Raw genomic sequence first — 16,723 nt, 5'->3', positions numbered from 1 at the left:
CATCCAAGGACCTCCATGACCGCCACCAAGACATTCGCCAGCCAGGCCGACCTGGAAGAAAAGAAGATCAGCTTCACCCAGATCTCCGAACATGCCTGGGCCTACACCGCCGAGGGCGACCCCAACACCGGCGTGATCATCGGCGACGACGCCGTGCTGGTGGCCGACACCCAGGCCACGCCCGCGATGGCGCAGGACGTGATCCGCCGCATCCGCGAGGTCACCGACAAACCCATCCGCTACGTGCTGCTCACGCATTACCACGCGGTGCGTGTGCTGGGCGCCAGCGCCTACGGGGCCGAGCAGATCATCGCCAGCCAGGACACCTACGACCTCATCGTCGAACGCGGCGAGGCCGACAAGGCCAGCGAGATCGGCCGCTTTCCGCGCCTGTTCAGCAACGTCGAGACCGTGCCGCCCGGCATGACCTGGCCCACGATGACCTTCACCGGCCGCATGACCCTGTGGCTCGGCAAGCTGGAGGTGCAACTGCTGCAACTGGGCCGTGGCCACACCAAGGGCGACACCGTCGCCTGGCTGCCGGGCGAGGGGGCGCTGCTGTCGGGCGACCTGGTCGAGTTCGGCGCCACGCCCTATGCGGGCGACGCCTATTTCAAGGACTGGCCCGAGACCCTGCGCCGCGTGGAGGCCCTGAAGCCCCAGGTGCTGGTACCGGGCCGTGGCGCCGCGCTCACCACGCCGCAGGAAGTGGCCCAGGGCCTGGCCGAGACGCGGCAGTTCATCGCCGACGTGTACGCCAGCGTGCAGGCCGGCGTGGCGGCGGGGCAGGACCTGAATGCCGTCTACCGCGCCACCTATGCCGCGCTCAAGCCCAAGTACGGGCACTGGGTGATCTTCGACCACTGCATGCCCTTCGACGTGACCCGCTGCTACGACGAGGCCACGCAGTACGCCGACCCGCGCATCTGGACCGCCGAGCGAGACATCGAGATGTGGAAGGCGCTCGAAGGTTGACCGGCGTCGCCATGGACGCTGGCGCCGGGACGCCGGACGCCTCGGGGCCTCGGCTCTTCCAGCCTCTCCAGCTGCGCGGCCTCACCCTGGCCAACCGGGTGGTGATCTCGCCCATGTGCCAGCACGCCGCGCAGGACGGGCAGGCCGGGGCCTGGCATCTGGTGCACCTGGGCAAGTTCGCGCTGGGCGGTGCCGGCCTCATCCTGACCGAAAGCACGGCGGTGGACCCGCGCGGGCGCATCGGCACGGCCGACCTGGGGCTGTGGTCCGACAGCCAGATCGCGCCCCTCCAGGCCGTGGTGGACTTCGTGCACGACAACGGCGCAGCCATCGGCGTGCAGCTGGCCCATGCCGGCCGCAAGGCGGGCAGCCAGCCGCTGTGGGAGGGCGGCGCCGCGCTCGGCGATGCGCAGATGCAGGCCGACCGCCTGCCCTGGACCCGTCTGGGCCCGAGCGCCTTGCCCGCGGGACCGGGCTGGTCGTCGCCCGAGGCCATGGAGGAGGCGCAGATCGAGGCGGTGGTCGAGGCCTTCGTGCAGGCCGCCGTGCGCGCCGATCGCGCGGGCTTCGACGTGGTGGAGCTGCACTTCGGCCATGGCTATCTGGTCGCCGCCTTCCTCTCGCCCCACGCCAACCAGCGGCAGGACGCCTGGGGCGGCAGCCTGCAGGGGCGCATGAAGCTGGCGCTGGACATCGCCGCGCGGGTGCGTGCCGTGTGGCCCGCCGCCAAGCCGCTGTTCTGCCGCCTGTCGGCGGTCGATGGCAGCGTGGGTGGCTGGGGGCTGGAGGACTCGGTCGTGCTCGCCCGAGCGCTGGCCGAGCGTGGCGTGGACGTGATCGACTGTTCCTCGGGCGGCCTCACCGAAGAGACGAAGGCGCTGCCCGTGCCGCGTGGCCTGGGCTTCCAGGTGCCCTTCGCCGCACGCATCCGCGAGGCTGCCGGTGTGAGGACGCAGGCCGTGGGCATGATCGTGGACGCGCAGCAGGCGGAGGCAGTGCTGCGCGACGGCCAGGCCGACCTGGTCGCGATCGGCCGCGAGGCCCTGTGGGACCCGTACTGGGCCCACCACGCGGCCCAGGCCCTGGGGGCCGATCCGCAGTTCCGGCGCTGGCCGGTGCGGCACGGCGTCTGGCTGGCCAAGCGGGCGCCAGCGTTGGCGCGCGCGCGATCCGAGGAAGCTGCCGGATCTCAGCACGCTGGCTGAAGGCGCGGGCGGCTTTCTCGACGCTCGCATTGTTCAGTCATCGAGTGGCCGCGGAGCAGGCCATGCAAGTGCACCCGCGGAGCTGGCTTCGTCCTGTCCTGAGCTTTTTCGAAGGGCAGGACGCTGGGTGCGCCCCCTCCAAGCCGAAGGCGCCAGAGAGGAGGGAGCCGCGGAAGCGGCAGGGGGGTGAACGCGCTAGTGCCCGCGCATCTTGGCGCGCAGCCGCGCCACGGCCTGGCTGTGCAGCTGGCACACCCGCGATTCGGTGATGCTGAGCACGGCCGCGATCTCCTTGAGGTTCATGTCGTGCTCGTAGTACATGCCCATGATGTAGCGCTCGCGCTCGGGCAGCGACTCGATGGCCGCGACCAGCGCGCTGCGCAGGCGCTGGTCCTTGAGCACGCTCATGGGGTCGGCCTCGTTGTCGGCCACATGACGTTCGAGAAAGGCCTCCTCGTCGTCGCGGCCCTCGCCGCCCATGTCCTCCAGGTACAGCAGCTGGGTGCCGCGCACACGGCCCAGCAGCGACTGGTATTCGGCCAGTGGCATGTTCAGCTCGGCGGCGATCTCGGATTCGTGCGGGGCGCGGCCCAGCCGGTGTTCGAGCCGCACCACGGCCTGCTCGATCTGCTTCTGGCTCTTGCGCGAGCCGCGGGACATCCAGTCGCCATCGCGCAGCTCGTCGAGCATGGCGCCGCGGATGCGCTGCGTGGCGAAGGTCTCGAACTGCACGCCCTGCGTGGCGTCGAAGCGCGAGAGGGCGTCGACCAGGCCGATCATGCCGACCTGGATCAGGTCGTCCACCTCGACGTTGGGCGGCAGCTTGGCCACCATGTGGTGGGCGAGGCGCTGCACCAGCGGCACATACTGGCGGATCAATGCGTCGCGGTCGAGGCGGCCCTTGGCGGTGTACATCTTCTGGAGAGCGGCGGCGGCAAGCATGGCGGGTCGGTCCCCGTGGTTCAGCGCCGAGTGCTGCATTGTGCCGGGGAAAGCAGAAGGTCGAGGTCGTCCACGCAGCGGGGCTCGAAGGCGCCGCGCAGCGGGGCGTTGAAGGTCTCGCGCAGCAGTTCGGCCGTGCGCGGCATGCGCCAGTCGTCCGGCACCACCTGGCCGCAGCCCAGGCCGCGCAACTGCAGGCCATGGCGCATCAGCACGTCCAGCGCGGGGCCGAGCTTGACCGCCTCGTCGACCTTGGTGAGCAGCGCGTGGCGGGCGCCGTCCTCGCGGAAGGCCTGCGCCACTTCGTCCAGCGCGTCGCCCTGGGCGCCCGCATTGAGCACCACCAGCGGCTTCACGCCGGGCAGGTCGAGCTGCGCCATCTGCTGCTGGCGACGCGGATCGTGCGAGGCATGGCCCGCGGTGTCGATCAGCACCAGCCGCTTGTGCGCCAGCAGGGCCAGCAGCTCCTGCAGCGCGGCGGTGTCATGGGCCTGGTGCGCCACCACGTCGATGCTGCGGCCGAAGGCGCGCAATTGCTCGTGGGCGCCGGCGCGCTGGGTGTCGAGCGTGATCAGGCCCACGCTGGCGGCGCCATGGTTGCGTGCGCACAGCGTGGCGAGCTTGGCGATGGCGGTGGTCTTGCCCACGCCGGTGGCGCCCACCAGGGCCAGGATGCCGCCTTCGTCCTCCAGCGGCACGGCCTGCTCGTCGATGGCCAGCAGGCGCGTGAAGGTGGCCAGCACATGGGCCTCGGCCGTGGCGGCGTCGGTGCCGGCGGCGATGGGTTGCAGCACGGCGCGCACCAGCGGCGCCGAGAAGCCCGCGCGCACCAGGCGCAGCATCAGGTCGGCCAGTGCCGGGTCCTGGCGCGCGCGGCCCAGCCAGGAGAGCGCCTCGAAGCGGGTCTCCACCATCTGGCGCAGGGCACGCAGCTCGGCCATCACCTCGGAGAGGGCCTGGGCGGGAACCATCGCCCCGGCCGGCGCGGGTTCGGCGACGGCAGCAACAGCCGGGCGTTGCGCGGACAAGGGCATGCCGGTCAGCGGCGCCGGTCGCTGTGCGGCGGCGGGGTTCCAGGGCATCGCGGCCACGGGGGCCGCCGCACGCGCGACGGCAGGCTGGATGGGCGCGGCCGCCGCCGCAGGGCCGGCGGGCAAGGCGGCGGTCGATAGGGCCGCATCGCCCAGCTGCTTGCGCAGCATCCGCTCGCGCACGAAGTCCTGGAAGGAAAGCGTGCTCATCGCCAGGTGGTTGGCGTCTTCCTCGACCGAGGTCTCGGCCAGGTTGGGCGTGCGCGGGGGCACGAAGGCGGCTGCAGCAGGCGTGACCGGGGCGACCGGCGCGGACGCCGCCGCAGGACGCGCGGTGGCGGCCTCCTGCAGGCCCGCGAGCGATTCCTCGGACGCCGCCATCACCTCCACGCCCTGTTCGGTCTGTTTGTTCGACAGGATGAGCGCGTCGTCACCGAAGGCAGCCCGGGCCATGGCCATGGCTTCGCGTGCGGTCGGGGCCAGAAAGCGTTGGATGTTCATGATTCAGGCGGGCAGCGGCTGAAGGCGGACGATGGGGGCGATGCAGGGCGTCACGGCGCGCGTCAGGCGGCAGCGCCGCCACCGCGCAGGATGGGCCCGATGCGGATGGTGTGGGTCTCGGGGATCTCGCTGTGCGAGAGCACCGCCAGCCGAGGCGCCGTGCGGCGCACCAGGCGGGCGATGGCGCCGCGGATGGCATCGGGCACCAGCAGGCAGGCGGGCACGCCGCGCTCTTCCTGCCGGTTCGCGATGTCGGCCGCGCTGCGGGTGAAGGTGTCGGCCACGCCGGGGTCCAGCGCCGGGCCCTGTGCATTGCCCAGGGCCTGCATCAGCAGGCGCTCGAAGCCGGGCTCGATGGCGATCACGTCCAGCTCCTTCACCGGGCCGTAGATCTGCTGCACGATGGCCGGTGCCAGCGCCACGCGCACGCGGCGGGCCAGTTCCACGGCATCGGTCACCACGGCCGCATGTTCGGCCAGGGTCTCGACGATGGTGCGGATGTCGCGGATGTGCACGCCTTCCTCCAGCAGCAGCTGGAGCACCTTCTGGAAGGTGGCGATCGGGATGAGCTTGGGCACCACTTCCTCGATCAGCTTGGGGCTGTACTGGCTGACGTGTTCCACGAGTTGCTGTGTTTCGGATCGGCTGAGCAGGCGTCCTGCCTGGGTCTGCATCAAATGTGACAGATGGGTGGCCATCACGGTCTCTGGATCAACGACCGTGAAACCCGCCATTTGTGCGCTGTCGCGGTAGCGCGCCTCGATCCAGGTGGCCGGCAGGCCGAAGGCCGGGTCGGTGGTGGCGGTGCCGATCAGCGGCGTGCCGATGCCGCCGGGGTTGATGGCCAGGAACATGCCCGGGAAGGCCTCGCCCTCGGCCACCACCACGCCGCGCAGCGTCACGCGGTAGGCGCTGGGCTTGAGCTCCAGGTTGTCGCGCACATGCACGGCCGGCGGCAGGAAGCCCACCTCCTGCGCGAACTTGCGGCGCACGCCCTTGATGCGCGTGAGCAGGTCGCCCTGGCGGTTCTTGTCGACCAGCGTGATCAGGCGGTAGCCCAGCTCCAGGCCCAGCAGCGACACCGGCTGCAGGTCGGCCCAGGTGGCGTCGGCCTCGGGCGGCGGCTCGCTGGGCTTGGGCGTCTCGGCCTCGATGCGGCGGCGGCGCGCCATGGTCCATGCGCCCCAGCCCAGCAGGCCGGCCATGCCCAGGAACACCACATGCGGCATGCCCGGCACGCTGCCCAGCAGCAGCAGGATGGCCGCCGTCAGGCCCAGCGCGCGCGGCGAGGTGAAGACCTGCTGCACGATCTGGCGGCCCACGTCGTCTTCCTTGCCTACGCGCGAGACCACCATGGCCGCAGCCACCGAGATCAGCAGGCCCGGGATCTGCGCCACCAGCGCATCGCCCACCGCCAGCAGCACATAGCTGTTGGCCGCCTCGCCGGCCGGCATGCCATGCTGCAGCACGCCGACGGTGAAGCCGCCCACGACGCTGATGACCAGGATCAGGATGCCGGCCATCGCGTCGCCGCGCACGAACTTGGAGGCGCCGTCCATGGCGCCGAAGAAGTTGGCCTCTTCCGCCACTTCGGCGCGGCGGCGGCGGGCCTCCTTCTCGTTGATGGTGCCGGCATTGAGGTCGGCATCCACCGCCATCTGCTTGCCGGGCATGGCGTCCAGCGTGAAGCGGGCCGACACCTCGGCGATGCGCTCGGCGCCCTTGGTCACCACCACGAAGTTGATGACCACCAGGATGGCGAACACGATCAGGCCGACGGCGAAGTTGCCGCCGATCAGGAAGTGGCCGAAGGCCTCGATCACCGCACCGGCCGCACCCGGGCCGGTGTGGCCTTCGAGCAGCACCACGCGCGTGGACGCCACGTTGAGCGACAGCCGCATCAGCGTGGTCAGCAGCAGCACCGTGGGGAAGGCCGCGAAGTCCAGCGGCTTCGTCATGTACGCCGCCACCATCATCACCATCAGCGCGGCGGCGATGTTGAGGGTGAAGAAGCCGTCCAGCATCCACGAGGGGATGGGCAGCACCATCAGCGCCAGGATGGCGATGACCAGCAGCGGCGCGGCCAGGCGCTGCAGGCCGGCGGAGTCGGGGCCGTCGCCGAACAGGCCCTGCATGGTGCGCTGGATGGCGTTCATGCCTCATCCTCCAGGTCGGCCAGGGCCTTGGGGTCGTTGAGCGGATCGAGCTCGGCCGGCACCACCGGTTCGGGCACGGTCTGCGGCCAGGCGCCACGGCCGGCGATGGCGGCCTTCAGGCGGTACACATAGGCGAGGATCTGCGCCACGGCGGTGAAGAGCTGGCTGGGGATGGGCTGGTCGATCTCGGCATGCGCATACAGCGCGCGGGCCAGCATCGGCGACTGAATGACCGGGATGTCGTGCGACTTGGCGATGTCGCGGATCTTCATGGCCAGCAGGTCCGAGCCCTTGGAGATCACATGCGGCGCTGCCATGTTGGCCTCGTCGTAGCACAGGGCCACGGCGAAGTGGGTCGGGTTCATCACCACGAAGTCGGCGCGCGGCACCGCCGTGATGCTGGCGCGCTGGAGGATGGCGCGCGCGGCCTTGCGCTGCTGGCCCTTGACGTGCGGATTGCCGTCGGTCTCCTTGTGCTCCTGCTTCACCTCCTCGTGCGACATGCGCAGGCGCGAGCGGTGCAGCCAGCCTTGCAGCGGCACGTCGGCGATGGCGGCGGCCACCAGGACCAGCATCGCCAGCGCGGTGCCCTGCACCAGCCAGTCGGCGAAGTAGGGCAGGGCACCGGGGGCGGGCATCAGCACCATGCGCGCCAGCGCATCCATGGATCCGCGCACGTAGACGAAGCCCACGCCGGCCAGGAGGGCCGACAGCAGCACCAGCTTGAGCACGGTGCTCGCCTGCTGCTTGCTGAAGAGGCGGCCGAGGCCGGACAAGGGGTTGAGCCGGTCGAGGTCCGGCGTGATGGCCTTGGCGCTCATCACCCAGCCGCCGGTGGCCAGCGTGGCGATCACCGAGGCCGCGATGACGATGACGGCAAAGCCCACGCAGGCCGCGATGCCGAGCAGGCCCAGCTGCGTCAGCCGCTCGCCCATGGCGGCGGGGCGCATGGCGTCGGCGGCATTGAAATGCAGGGCCGCGGCCAGAGCGTCGCGCAGCGCACCGAAGGCGGTGGGGGCCAGCAGCAGCAGAGCCACCGCGCCGGTGCCGACCACGGCCAGGTGGGTCAGGTCGCGCGAGCGGGGCACCTGCCCGTCGCGGCGGGCCTGGTCCAGGCGCCGCTGCGTGGCGGGGAGCTTCTTGTCCTGGCTGCTGGATGACATGGGCGCGAACGGCGGTGGGCGGTTCGGGGCATTCTCGGCAGCGGGGGCTGTTTCAAAAGCCGGATAAGGGGCGGCCTGTGCCCCTTATTCAGCCGCCCCAGCGCTGGAGCAGCCGGTCCACGCGCTGGTCGAAGCCACTGTCCAGCGGTCGCTCGAACTGCGCCAGGTGCGCGGCCAGGCGGCGGGCCGCGGGTGCCAGTGCGTCGCCGTGCAGATCGAGCAGCGCCTGCGTGTGCCAATGCGCGAGGCGCTGCAGCAGCCGCTGCTGCGTGGCCGGCCAGGCAGCGGTGTCGCGCAGCAGGCCCAGGAAGTCCTGGGCCTGTGCGGCCTCGCGCATCCAGGGCACGCCCTCCACCGGGGCGAGCAGGCTGCGCGCCAGCAGGCCGAAGGGCTTGCCGGTGAAGACGGCGTCGAACTGCAGCGTGCTGAGCGTGAAGAGCAGGGCATCGGCCGCGCCGAAGACGGTGGCCGTGCTCTGCTGCACGCGCAGGATGCGCGGATGCGTCGGCAAGGCCAGCACGCGTCCGGCGGCGAGGTTGAAGGGGTGCTCCTGCACCAGCAGCCAGTGGCCGTCGGCCACCACGCGTTCGCACAGCGCGTCCACGCGCGCCTGCAGGCTGGCGTGGCTGCAGTCGTGCAGGTCGGCCAGGCAGTCCTGGTCGCGGCCGTGCAGGCTGGGCTCCCCGTGGGTGAAGAGCGCAAGCACCCAGTCCTCGTCGCCGATGCCCCAGGCGCTTCTTGCGGCCGCCCGGTCGAGTTCGGCGGGCGCGTCGTAGCGGTCGGGCGAGTCGATGGTCCGCATGCGCTCGACCAGTGCGGCCACCTGCGCCGGCGCTTCGGCGCAGGTGGCGGCGGCATGGCCCAGCGCCAGGCTGGTGGCCTGCTCGCTCAGGCCGTTGTTCTCGCCCGTGTCGACCATGAGCGTGTACTTGAGCCAGCCGCGCTCCACCGACCAGAAGGGGATGTCGCGCGCACGGCCGAGGTGCCGCAGGCGGCGCGTCACCGGGTTCAGGCTCTGCCAGCCCAGCACGGCGCAGGGCCGCAGCTGGTCCAGCACATCGCCCAGGAACTCATGGGCCACGCGCTGCGCGTCCTCGGCTTCGGCATAGCTGCAGCGGTACCAGGCCACGGTGTCGAGGATGTCCTGCTCGTCGATGGCGATGCCCTGCGAGGGCTGGCCGCGCCAGCGGGCGAAGTCGGTCAGCGCAAAGGGGATGGGCAGAGCGTCCAGCCCCGGCGTCTCGATGGCCGTGGTGGCCAGGAGCACGAGGCGCAGGCCCTGGCTGGCCAACTGCTCTGCCAGCGCCAGCCAGAAGGCTTCGATGCGCGGGTCCACGCTGGCAGGCACGCAGTGCATGGCCAGCACCAGGCCGCGGGCGATGGGGGCCTGGGCCGCGCCGGCCTCGCGCCGCCAGGGCCGCTGGGCCGTGGCATAGCTGATGTGCGACAGGTCGACCGCCGGCTGCAGCGCTGGCTTGTGGCCGCCCATGATCCACCACTCGCTGTCCGGCGGCATGCGTGTCTCGGCCGGCAGCTCGCGCCAGGTGCGGGGCATGCGCATCCACTGGCCGCCGCCGAGGCCGGACTTGCAGCCGCTGGCGATCTGCTGCACCAGCCGGTCGCGCACGAAATGCGTCGAGAACTCGCGCCGCAGCCGGTCGAGGGTGTAGACATGCAGGTGGTGCGGGTTGGGGTCTTCGCCGGTCTCGTCGCTCCAGTCGTTGGGCACGCTGACCACGATGCGGCCGCCCGGCGCCAGCAGGCGCTCGAAGGCCGCCAGCGTCTGTTGCGGCTCCTCCACATGCTCCAGGGTCTCGAAGGACACGATGAGCTCGAAGCTGGCGTCGGGCAGTTGCGCCAGGTCGCGCGGCAGGTAGCCGGCGTGGAAGGCCAGGCGCTCGTCCTGCGTGGCGAAGTTCTGCCGCGCATAGTCGATGGCATAGGCGCTGCCGTCGATGCCGGTGACGCTGGCGCAGCTGCTGTGCCGCGCCAGGATGTAGCTGCCATAGCCCAGGCCGCAGGCGGCGTCGAGCACGCGGTCGCCGGCACGGGCCAGGCTGGCGGTCCACTGGTAGCGGATGAGGTGGGCATCGGCGCGCTCGCCGGTCTCGCGCAGCATGTCCATGTGCAGGTCGCGCTCGGCCAGCAGCTGGTCCTGCGGATATGCCGCCAAGGCCGCATCGGGAATGCGCTGCAGCGGCACGACGAGCGGCCACGCGTCCGCGTCCAGTGCCTCGTAGGGCAGGCACAGGTGGTAGGCCGGGTGCTTGCGGAAGCCCGCGGCGAAGGCCTGTCGCTCGATGTGCGCGCGGGCGGCGCCGGCCGGCAGTCCCGCGGGCGGCTCTGCCACCAGGGCCAGCAGGTCCTGCGCGCCCGCGGCACGCAGTGCATCGAGCCGGGCCCGCAGGCCGGGCCCGTCCGCGTCTGCCCAGCGCAATGCCCATGCGATGCCAGGGGCGGTCGCGCCGCGGGTGCGCGGCCATTCGCCCAGTGCACTGCGCAGGGCCTGCACGTCCATCGCAGCGTCGGCACCGACGAGCCGCGGGGCGCCCGGGTCGGCAGGGCCCAGCAGCTCGGCGAGCAGTTCGGCCGAGCTGCCGAGGCACAGCGGCGCGGTGGGGCCCAGGCAGAGCTGCGCGGCGCGCCGGGCGGGCGAGGGCGCGGGAAAGGCGGTGAGCGGGGCGTTCACGAAACGAGCTCCGGTGCCGCGGCATCGGCCGCGGGGGAGGGATGGGCGGCCGGCGCGGCGTCGCGCTCGACGAGGGGCCGGTAGACGATGCGCAGCACGGTGCCCGGGGCCACCGGGGCGCGGGCGGCGGGGACGTACATCATTCCGCCCGGCTCCAGCCGCAGCAGGCCGTCGTCGTCGAAGGTGGCCTGGTCCAGCAGCACATCGCGGCCCAGCTGCAGGTCGACCGGCGCATCCTGCAGCGTGCCCAGGGTCAGGCGCTGGATGGCGTCGAGCTGGATGCAGCGCAGGTGGCGGCCCCAGAGCACGCTCATGTCGAAGCTGGCACTCAGCGGCAGCACCAGCTGGTGGTAGCCGTCATGGGTGGCGATGGCGGTCACCTCCTGCAGGGCATGTTGCGTGCGGTTGGCCAGCAGGACGGCCAGTTGCTGCCGACGCTGGCCGCCGCGGCCGGCGTCCAGCGCAAAGCCGAAGCGCACGGCGTCGAGCAGCAGGTTGGACAGTCCCGCATCCAGGTGCCGCAATTCGGCGGGATGCCCCACGCGGAGGTCGCGGAAGTCGTGCGTCAGCATGGCGAAGCCCTCCCGGCGGAACTCCTGCGCGGCCGCCGCCAGGTCGATCACCGGATGGGCGAGCGACGAGCCGAGGTTCATGTCGAACTGCAGGCTGGCCAGGCATTCGGTCTCGTCGGGCGAGGGAAAGTAGACGAGCCGCCCCAGGTCGGCGGCGGCATTGATGCCCAGCTCCACCAGGTCCGCGAGGCCGCGGCAGGTGGCAGGCCAATCGCGCCACTGCGCGACGAAGCGCAGGCAGGCCGCCTGCATCGCCTCGACCTGTGGCGATGCCACGCGCTGGCGCGCCCCTGCCGCCGCCCGCGGCGTGCCGTCGTCGTCGTAGGCCTCCGTGCTGGGGGCCGCCAGGGCACAGATCTTCTCGAAGATGCCGATGAAGGTGGTGAGCGCGACCACCAGCCGTTCGTCCGCCCAGTGCGCATCGATGAGAGCGCGGCGGTCCGGCCCATGCAGCGTGGCGTTGCGTGCGAGCAGGTAGGCACCAAAGAGCTCCACGCCCAGGGCTTCCTTCAGCACGGGCGCCAGCGCGGTCTGCACCGTGCCCGCATAGCCCAGGTCCACCAGCATCAGCCGCTCGCCCGGTTGCACGCCGGTGCGGCTGCGGACATGGGCCACGAGCCGGCGGCCGTAGGCCTGCGATTGCGCAAAGATGGTGCGCAGCACGGCCGGCTGCTGCACGGCATTGGCGAAGGCGCGGGCCGGGTCCGGCTGCCGCCTGGCCTGGGCCACCAGCTGGCGCGCCATGTCGGGCGGCAGCAGCAGCTGGCGCGCCAGGATGTCCAGCGTGTGCACGCTGAGCGAACTCGCCAGCACGCCCAGCACGTCGTCCTGCGTGCGCAGCGAGGCGGCGATGGCCGCGAAGCGCGAGATGTGCAGCGCGCTGGCGTCCAGCACGCCTGGCGCCAGGGCCTCGCAGGCCCGTTGCGGCAGGTGCCCGTCGCGCATCAGGAAGGCCGTGCGCACCCGCGGCCCGCGTGCGGCCAGGGCCTGTTGCTGCTGGAGGATGAATTCGGCAAAGGCCGCGAGGATCGGGCCGACCGCCCCATGGCCGATGCGATCGGCCACCGTGGCCGCCTGCTCGTCCCCCAGCGAGAGGACGCCATGGAAGAGGCTGGGCACGGGGCGTTCCGCACGCAGCTGCGGCATCAGCTGCAGCGCGGCCTGCAGGCGGTCGCCCGCCTGTGCCTTGGTGGTCTCGTCGAGCGGCAGCAGCTGGGCCGCGCCGATGCCGGCCTGCCGTGCGGCCTCGGCATCGGCCACCGGATGGTCGCCCACATGGAAGAGATGGGCGGGGTTGCCGCCTTCGCGCCGCAGCACCTCCTTCCAGCCGCCGGCGCTCTTGCCGCGGCCCAGTTCGCTGGAGCAGTGGATGGCATCGATGCCGGCGCAGTCGGGGTCGTCCATCACCCGGCACAGCAGGCGGCGCAGCTCGGCGGCGCTCCAGTAGGTGTCGCTCACGACGATGACGCGCAGGCCGCGGGCCTTGGCCTCGCGGATCAGCGCCAGCGTGCGTGGATGGATGAAGCCCGCCTCGGCCTCGCAGTCGAACTCGGCGTCGCACAGCGCCTGGCGCTGCGCGGCGGTGGCCTGGGGCAGGGCCTGCCGGTAGATCTCGTCGATCGTCACCTCGGGCAGGCCGGTGCGCAGCTCCTTGCGGCGCCGGGCCTGTGTTTCGCTGATGGCGCGCCAGGCGGCCGTCAGGCCCGTTGCCTGGGCCGCAGGCCGCTGCTGCAGGGCATGGAACACGTCGATGGGCTGCGCGACGCGGCGCCACAGCAGCGTGTCGAAGCAGTCCAGCGACAGCGTGTGCACGCCGGGCGGCAGCAGCGCCGGCAGTGCGGGCAACTCGGAGGGCCGGAGGGTGGAAGGAGGCATGGTCGCTTTCGACGCAATCGGGGCCTTGCCACTGTAGGGGCGGCACCCGTGCGCCGAAGGGCCGATATGCGGCGGCGTGGCGTGGCTGTTCGGGCCTTCGGCGGACCGCCCGGCGCGCGTGTGCGCAGGCTCAGGACTTGGCGTCCGCCACGTTCTGCCTGGGCGTTGCCGCCGGCGCGCTGGCCGCAGCAGCCGGTGCGGGCGTCGCCTGCTCCTGCAATGCCTTCACGGCATCGCCGGCCTCCATGCTCCGGCGGCCCTCCATGCGGGCCTCGGCCTCGCGGGTGAGCACGGTGATGCTGATGCGGCGGTTGATGGCGGCGGTGCGGTCGTTCTTGTCCAGCGGGTCGCTGGCGGCCAGGCCCACCACGCGGATCAGCTTGTCCTCGGGCATGCCGGCGGCCACCAGTTCGCGGCGCGAGGCATTGGCGCGGTCGGCCGACAGCTCCCAGTTGCTGTAGCCGCGCTCGCCATTGCCGTAGGGCGTGGAATCGGTGTGGCCGGCCAGGCTCACCTTGTTGTCGATGCCCTTGAGCGAGCCGCCGATGGCACCCAGGATGTCGCGCATGTAGGGCTTCACCAGCGCGCTGCCGGTGTCGAACATCGGCCGCTGCTGGGCATCGACGATCTGGATCTCCAGGCCGTCGGGCGTGGTCTCCAGGCGGATCTGCGAGCGGAACTCGCGCAGCTTCACGTCGCTGGTGATCAGCACCTCGATGCGGCCGCGCAGGGCCTCGAGCTTGCGCGCGTCCTCGCGCGCGGCCTGGGCGCGGGCCTCGGCCGTGTGCGAGCGGGTCGGGTCCTTGCCCACCTCGGTGCTGCGGCGCATCTCGCCGGTGGTGCGGGTGAGGTCGTTGCCGCCGCCGGTCACGATGCTGGAGCTGCTGCCCGTGCCTGGCCCGCCGGCCATCTCGACCTTCAGCGGCGAGTTGAAGTAGCTGGCGATGCCCTGCAGGTCGCCCTTGGTGGTCGAGCCCAGCAGCCACATCAGCAGGAAGAAGGCCATCATGGCCGTCACGAAATCGGCGTACGCGATCTTCCAGGCGCCGCCATGGCTCGCATGCACCGTCTTCTTGACGCGCTTGACGATGATGGGCTGGAGCTTGCGCCCCGACGAGCCGGTGGCCATGGTGCTTTGCTGAAGACGAGGTGGAGCGCGGGCTCGGTCAGGCGGCCGCGGAGCAGGCCATGCCGGTGCGCCCGCGGAACTGGCTTCGCCAGGCCGCCGGGCGCGCCCCCTCGAGGGGGGATTCGGCTACACGAAGTGAGCAAGAAACGGGGGTGGTCCTGCTCATGCCGGCTTCTTCTTGACGTGGTTCTCCAGCTCGCTGAAGGTCGGCCGCTCCGTGGAGAACAGCACCTTGCGGCCGAACTCGATGGCCGTGGTCGGGTTGTAGCCCTGCATGCTGGCCAGCAGCGTGGTCTTGATGCACTGGAGCTCCTTGCCCGCGTCCTCTGCCTTCTGCTCCAGCAGGCCGGCGAGCGGCTCCACCACGCCGTAGGCCAGCAGGATGCCGAGGAAGGTGCCCACCAGCGCCGAGCCGATCATGGCGCCGAGCACGGCCGGGGGCTGGCCCACCGAGCCCATGGTGTTCACCACGCCCAGCACGGCGGCCACGATGCCGAAGGCCGGCAGGCCGCCGGCCAGGCGCGTCAGGGCGGCCACGGGGCCATGGGCCTCCTGGTGGTGGGTCTCGATCTCGCTGTCCATCAGCGACTCGATCTCGTGCGCGTTGAGGTTGCCCGAGACCATCATGCGCAGGTAGTCGGTGGTGAACTCCACCACGTGGTGGTCGCTGCCCACCTTGGGATAGGCCTGGAAGATGGGTGACTCGGCCGGCGACTCCACGTCCTTCTCGATGGACATCAGCCCGTCCTTGCGGGCCTTCTGCAGGATGTCGTAGAGCAGCGCCATCAGCTCCATGTAGCGCGCCTTGGTGTACTTGGAGCCCTTGAGCGAAGCGGGCAGGGCCTTCATCGTCGCCTTGAGCACCTTGGGCTGGTTGTTGACCACGAAGGCACCGATGGCGCCGCCGCCGATCACCAGGATCTCGTTGGGCAGGGCATGCAGCACCACGCCGATGTTGCCGCCGTGCGCGATGAAGCCGCCGAAGATGCAGCCCAGGGCGACCAGGTAACCGAGGATGACGAACATGGTGGAGATCGAAGATCAGGTGGTGCTATTGGGCCTGACGGCGGGCTGAACCGGTCCCGCAAAAAGGGCCCGATCACGGGCCCATATCGACAGTTCGGAGGCAGGGTGCCTGGGGTTCAATTCACTGAAGATGCACACCATTGGCCGCACTCGCCCCCTTGCCCGCCCGAGCCGGCGGCTCGCACAGGCCGCACACGAAGTGGCGGGGGTTCTCGTAGGCATCGGCGACGAAGTGGCCGCCGCAGCGCGTGCAGGGCACCATCTTGAGCATGTTGTTCTTGACGAAGCGCACCAGCCGCCACGCGCGGGTGATGGTCAGCAGCGGCTCCAGGCCCTGCGCACCGACCTGCTCGGAATAGAGGCCATAGGCCTTGATCATCACGTCGACGTTCTCCAGGTCGGCGCTGGAGCGGCTGAGGTAGGCGTGGATGTTCTGGAACAGCGAGGCGTGGATGTTCGGCTGCCACGTGAGGAACCAGTCCGTCGAGAAGGGCAGCTGTCCCTTGGACGGCGAGCGGCCGGCCACTTCCTTGTACAGGCGCAGCAGGCGCTCGTAGGACAGATCGGTTTCGCTTTCCAGCACCTGCAGCCGGGCGCCCATCTCGATCAGGCTGACGGCCCGGTCGATCTGGCGCGACTCGTCGAGCACGCTCTTGGGGGTAGGCATCTTCTTGCTATCCACGAGGTGACAGGTTCAGAGACCCTGCTCCGCGATGCGGCTGGACATGACGATGTTGGCATGCAGCCGGGCCGTGGCCTCGTTGATGGTGCGGTGGCCGACGTTGTGGTTGGTCAGCAGGCTCCAGACCATGTCGTCGTCCGCGCGGAAGGTGCACAACAGCATGTTGCCCGAGGCGATCTTCATCAGCTGGGCCGGCGACAGCGCCGCGATCAGGTCGGCCGATTCGCCGGAGATGCCAAGGCGGTAGAGCGCCTGCGCGCGGTCCTCGCGGATGAGGCTCTGGGCCAGCATCAGGTAGGTGAGGTTGGCTTCCTTGATCTCGGAAAGGATCTGGTCGCTGGTCATGGTGAGGCCCCAAGGAACTGTGTCAGTCGATGGAAGTAATTGTGAGATTGGTAACAAAAAACTTAATGCGAAGCAGGCGGTACTTAGTGTCATCCAACCTACAACTTCGCGAGATTTTTGGTTACACGGAAAGTATTCATTCCGAGACTCTGGGCCAGAAAGCCGGTGCATCTAGTGCCTACGCATTAACTTTTTCACACCGGATGTCAGCGTTCCCGCGTTGGATGGCGCTGTCAAGAGCGCTGTGGGGTTTTGGCGTCGAGTCCGCGAAAGTTCTAGCCGGTTACATAGGCAACCGGGAATACGTGAGAACAGTAACAGGTCGTATCGTCCTTCGGCGGACGGCCGCGGGCGGCCGGACGTGGGCCCGGGTGTCTTGTGCCGGCCCGGAATCTTTAGGGTCTGCCCCGAAAAATAAAGTGCTCAAGTCGA

At 70.6% G+C, this 16,723-nt stretch carries 12 protein-coding genes; 2 read left to right on the top strand and 10 right to left on the bottom strand.

Annotated elements, in window-relative coordinates:
• The first annotated feature begins 15 nt into the window (after positions 1-15).
• Both L0984_RS03420 and L0984_RS03415 read left to right on the top strand, forming a co-directional pair.
• A complete protein-coding gene (locus tag L0984_RS03420) occupies positions 16-975 on the top strand; it encodes an MBL fold metallo-hydrolase (protein WP_234192334.1) in 960 nt (319 codons plus the stop codon).
• Positions 972-2,180 carry an NADH:flavin oxidoreductase/NADH oxidase gene (locus L0984_RS03415; protein ID WP_234192333.1) on the top strand — a complete coding sequence of 403 codons (1,209 nt, stop codon included), beginning with the start codon at positions 972-974 and terminating at the stop codon, positions 2,178-2,180. Before L0984_RS03420 ends, L0984_RS03415 begins: the two co-directional genes overlap by 4 nt.
• A gap of 195 nt (positions 2,181-2,375) precedes the next feature.
• On the opposite strand, the gene L0984_RS03410 is transcribed toward L0984_RS03415, so the two are convergent.
• The 10 genes from L0984_RS03410 to flhD form a co-directional block, all read right to left on the bottom strand.
• Positions 2,376-3,095, bottom strand: coding sequence for an RNA polymerase sigma factor FliA (locus L0984_RS03410; protein WP_017759682.1), 720 nt, complete (start codon positions 3,093-3,095; stop codon positions 2,376-2,378).
• A 47-nt stretch (positions 3,096-3,142) separates the two neighbouring features.
• Complete coding sequence (gene flhF / locus L0984_RS03405; RefSeq protein WP_234192332.1) at positions 3,143-4,654, bottom strand: flagellar biosynthesis protein FlhF; 1,512 nt, start codon at positions 4,652-4,654, stop codon at positions 3,143-3,145.
• Between the two features lie 62 nt (positions 4,655-4,716).
• Positions 4,717-6,789, bottom strand: a complete 2,073-nt coding sequence (gene flhA, locus L0984_RS03400) for a flagellar biosynthesis protein FlhA (protein ID WP_370645895.1) — start codon at positions 6,787-6,789, stop codon at positions 4,717-4,719.
• Positions 6,790-6,806: 17 nt separating this feature from the next.
• Entirely contained in the window at positions 6,807-7,973 is a 1,167-nt protein-coding gene (locus L0984_RS03395) for an EscU/YscU/HrcU family type III secretion system export apparatus switch protein (RefSeq protein WP_234192330.1), read from the bottom strand.
• An 88-nt stretch (positions 7,974-8,061) separates the two neighbouring features.
• A complete protein-coding gene (locus L0984_RS03390) occupies positions 8,062-10,662 on the bottom strand; it encodes a methyltransferase domain-containing protein (RefSeq protein ID WP_234192329.1) in 2,601 nt (866 codons plus the stop codon).
• A complete protein-coding gene (locus tag L0984_RS03385) occupies positions 10,659-13,109 on the bottom strand; it encodes an HAD family hydrolase (RefSeq protein ID WP_234192328.1) in 2,451 nt (816 codons plus the stop codon). The genes L0984_RS03390 and L0984_RS03385 overlap by 4 nt, the downstream gene beginning before the upstream one ends.
• A gap of 130 nt (positions 13,110-13,239) precedes the next feature.
• Positions 13,240-14,238, bottom strand: a complete 999-nt coding sequence (gene motB / locus L0984_RS03380; RefSeq protein ID WP_234192327.1) for a flagellar motor protein MotB — start codon at positions 14,236-14,238, stop codon at positions 13,240-13,242.
• A gap of 162 nt (positions 14,239-14,400) precedes the next feature.
• The gene (motA, locus tag L0984_RS03375; RefSeq protein ID WP_234192326.1) at positions 14,401-15,264 is read right to left on the bottom strand and encodes a flagellar motor stator protein MotA; all 864 of its coding nucleotides are present in this window, start codon (positions 15,262-15,264) and stop codon (positions 14,401-14,403) included.
• 121 nt (positions 15,265-15,385) lie between these two features.
• Positions 15,386-15,931: a flagellar transcriptional regulator FlhC gene (gene flhC, locus L0984_RS03370; RefSeq protein ID WP_234192325.1), complete on the bottom strand. Its 546-nt coding sequence runs from the start codon at positions 15,929-15,931 to the stop codon at positions 15,386-15,388.
• Between the two features lie 27 nt (positions 15,932-15,958).
• Positions 15,959-16,291 carry a flagellar transcriptional regulator FlhD gene (flhD, locus tag L0984_RS03365; protein WP_017760131.1) on the bottom strand — a complete coding sequence of 111 codons (333 nt, stop codon included), beginning with the start codon at positions 16,289-16,291 and terminating at the stop codon, positions 15,959-15,961.
• Between the last annotated feature and the right edge of the window lie 432 nt (positions 16,292-16,723).

The organism is Pseudacidovorax sp. NFM-22, from assembly GCF_021401245.1.
Lineage (GTDB): Bacteria > Pseudomonadota > Gammaproteobacteria > Burkholderiales > Burkholderiaceae_C > Xenophilus.
Note: the sequence above shows the minus strand (reverse complement) of the source record. Positions and strands in the feature narration are given on the sequence as shown.

What these genes read in the sequence shown, in the direction of transcription:
- L0984_RS03420 (WP_234192334.1), top strand. Translation starts at nt 16, where the DNA reads ATGACCGCCACCAAGACATTCGCCAGCCAGGCCGACCTGGAAGAAAAG.
- L0984_RS03410 (WP_017759682.1), bottom strand. Translation starts at nt 3,095, where the DNA reads ATGTACACCGCCAAGGGCCGCCTCGACCGCGACGCATTGATCCGCCAG.
- flhF (WP_234192332.1), bottom strand. Translation starts at nt 4,654, where the DNA reads ATGAACATCCAACGCTTTCTGGCCCCGACCGCACGCGAAGCCATGGCC.
- flhA (WP_370645895.1), bottom strand. Translation starts at nt 6,789, where the DNA reads ATGCAGGGCCTGTTCGGCGACGGCCCCGACTCCGCCGGCCTGCAGCGC.
- L0984_RS03395 (WP_234192330.1), bottom strand. Translation starts at nt 7,973, where the DNA reads ATGTCATCCAGCAGCCAGGACAAGAAGCTCCCCGCCACGCAGCGGCGC.
- L0984_RS03385 (WP_234192328.1), bottom strand. Translation starts at nt 13,109, where the DNA reads ATGCCTCCTTCCACCCTCCGGCCCTCCGAGTTGCCCGCACTGCCGGCG.
- motB (WP_234192327.1), bottom strand. Translation starts at nt 14,238, where the DNA reads ATGGCCACCGGCTCGTCGGGGCGCAAGCTCCAGCCCATCATCGTCAAG.
- motA (WP_234192326.1), bottom strand. Translation starts at nt 15,264, where the DNA reads ATGTTCGTCATCCTCGGTTACCTGGTCGCCCTGGGCTGCATCTTCGGC.
- flhC (WP_234192325.1), bottom strand. Translation starts at nt 15,931, where the DNA reads ATGCCTACCCCCAAGAGCGTGCTCGACGAGTCGCGCCAGATCGACCGG.
- flhD (WP_017760131.1), bottom strand. Translation starts at nt 16,291, where the DNA reads ATGACCAGCGACCAGATCCTTTCCGAGATCAAGGAAGCCAACCTCACC.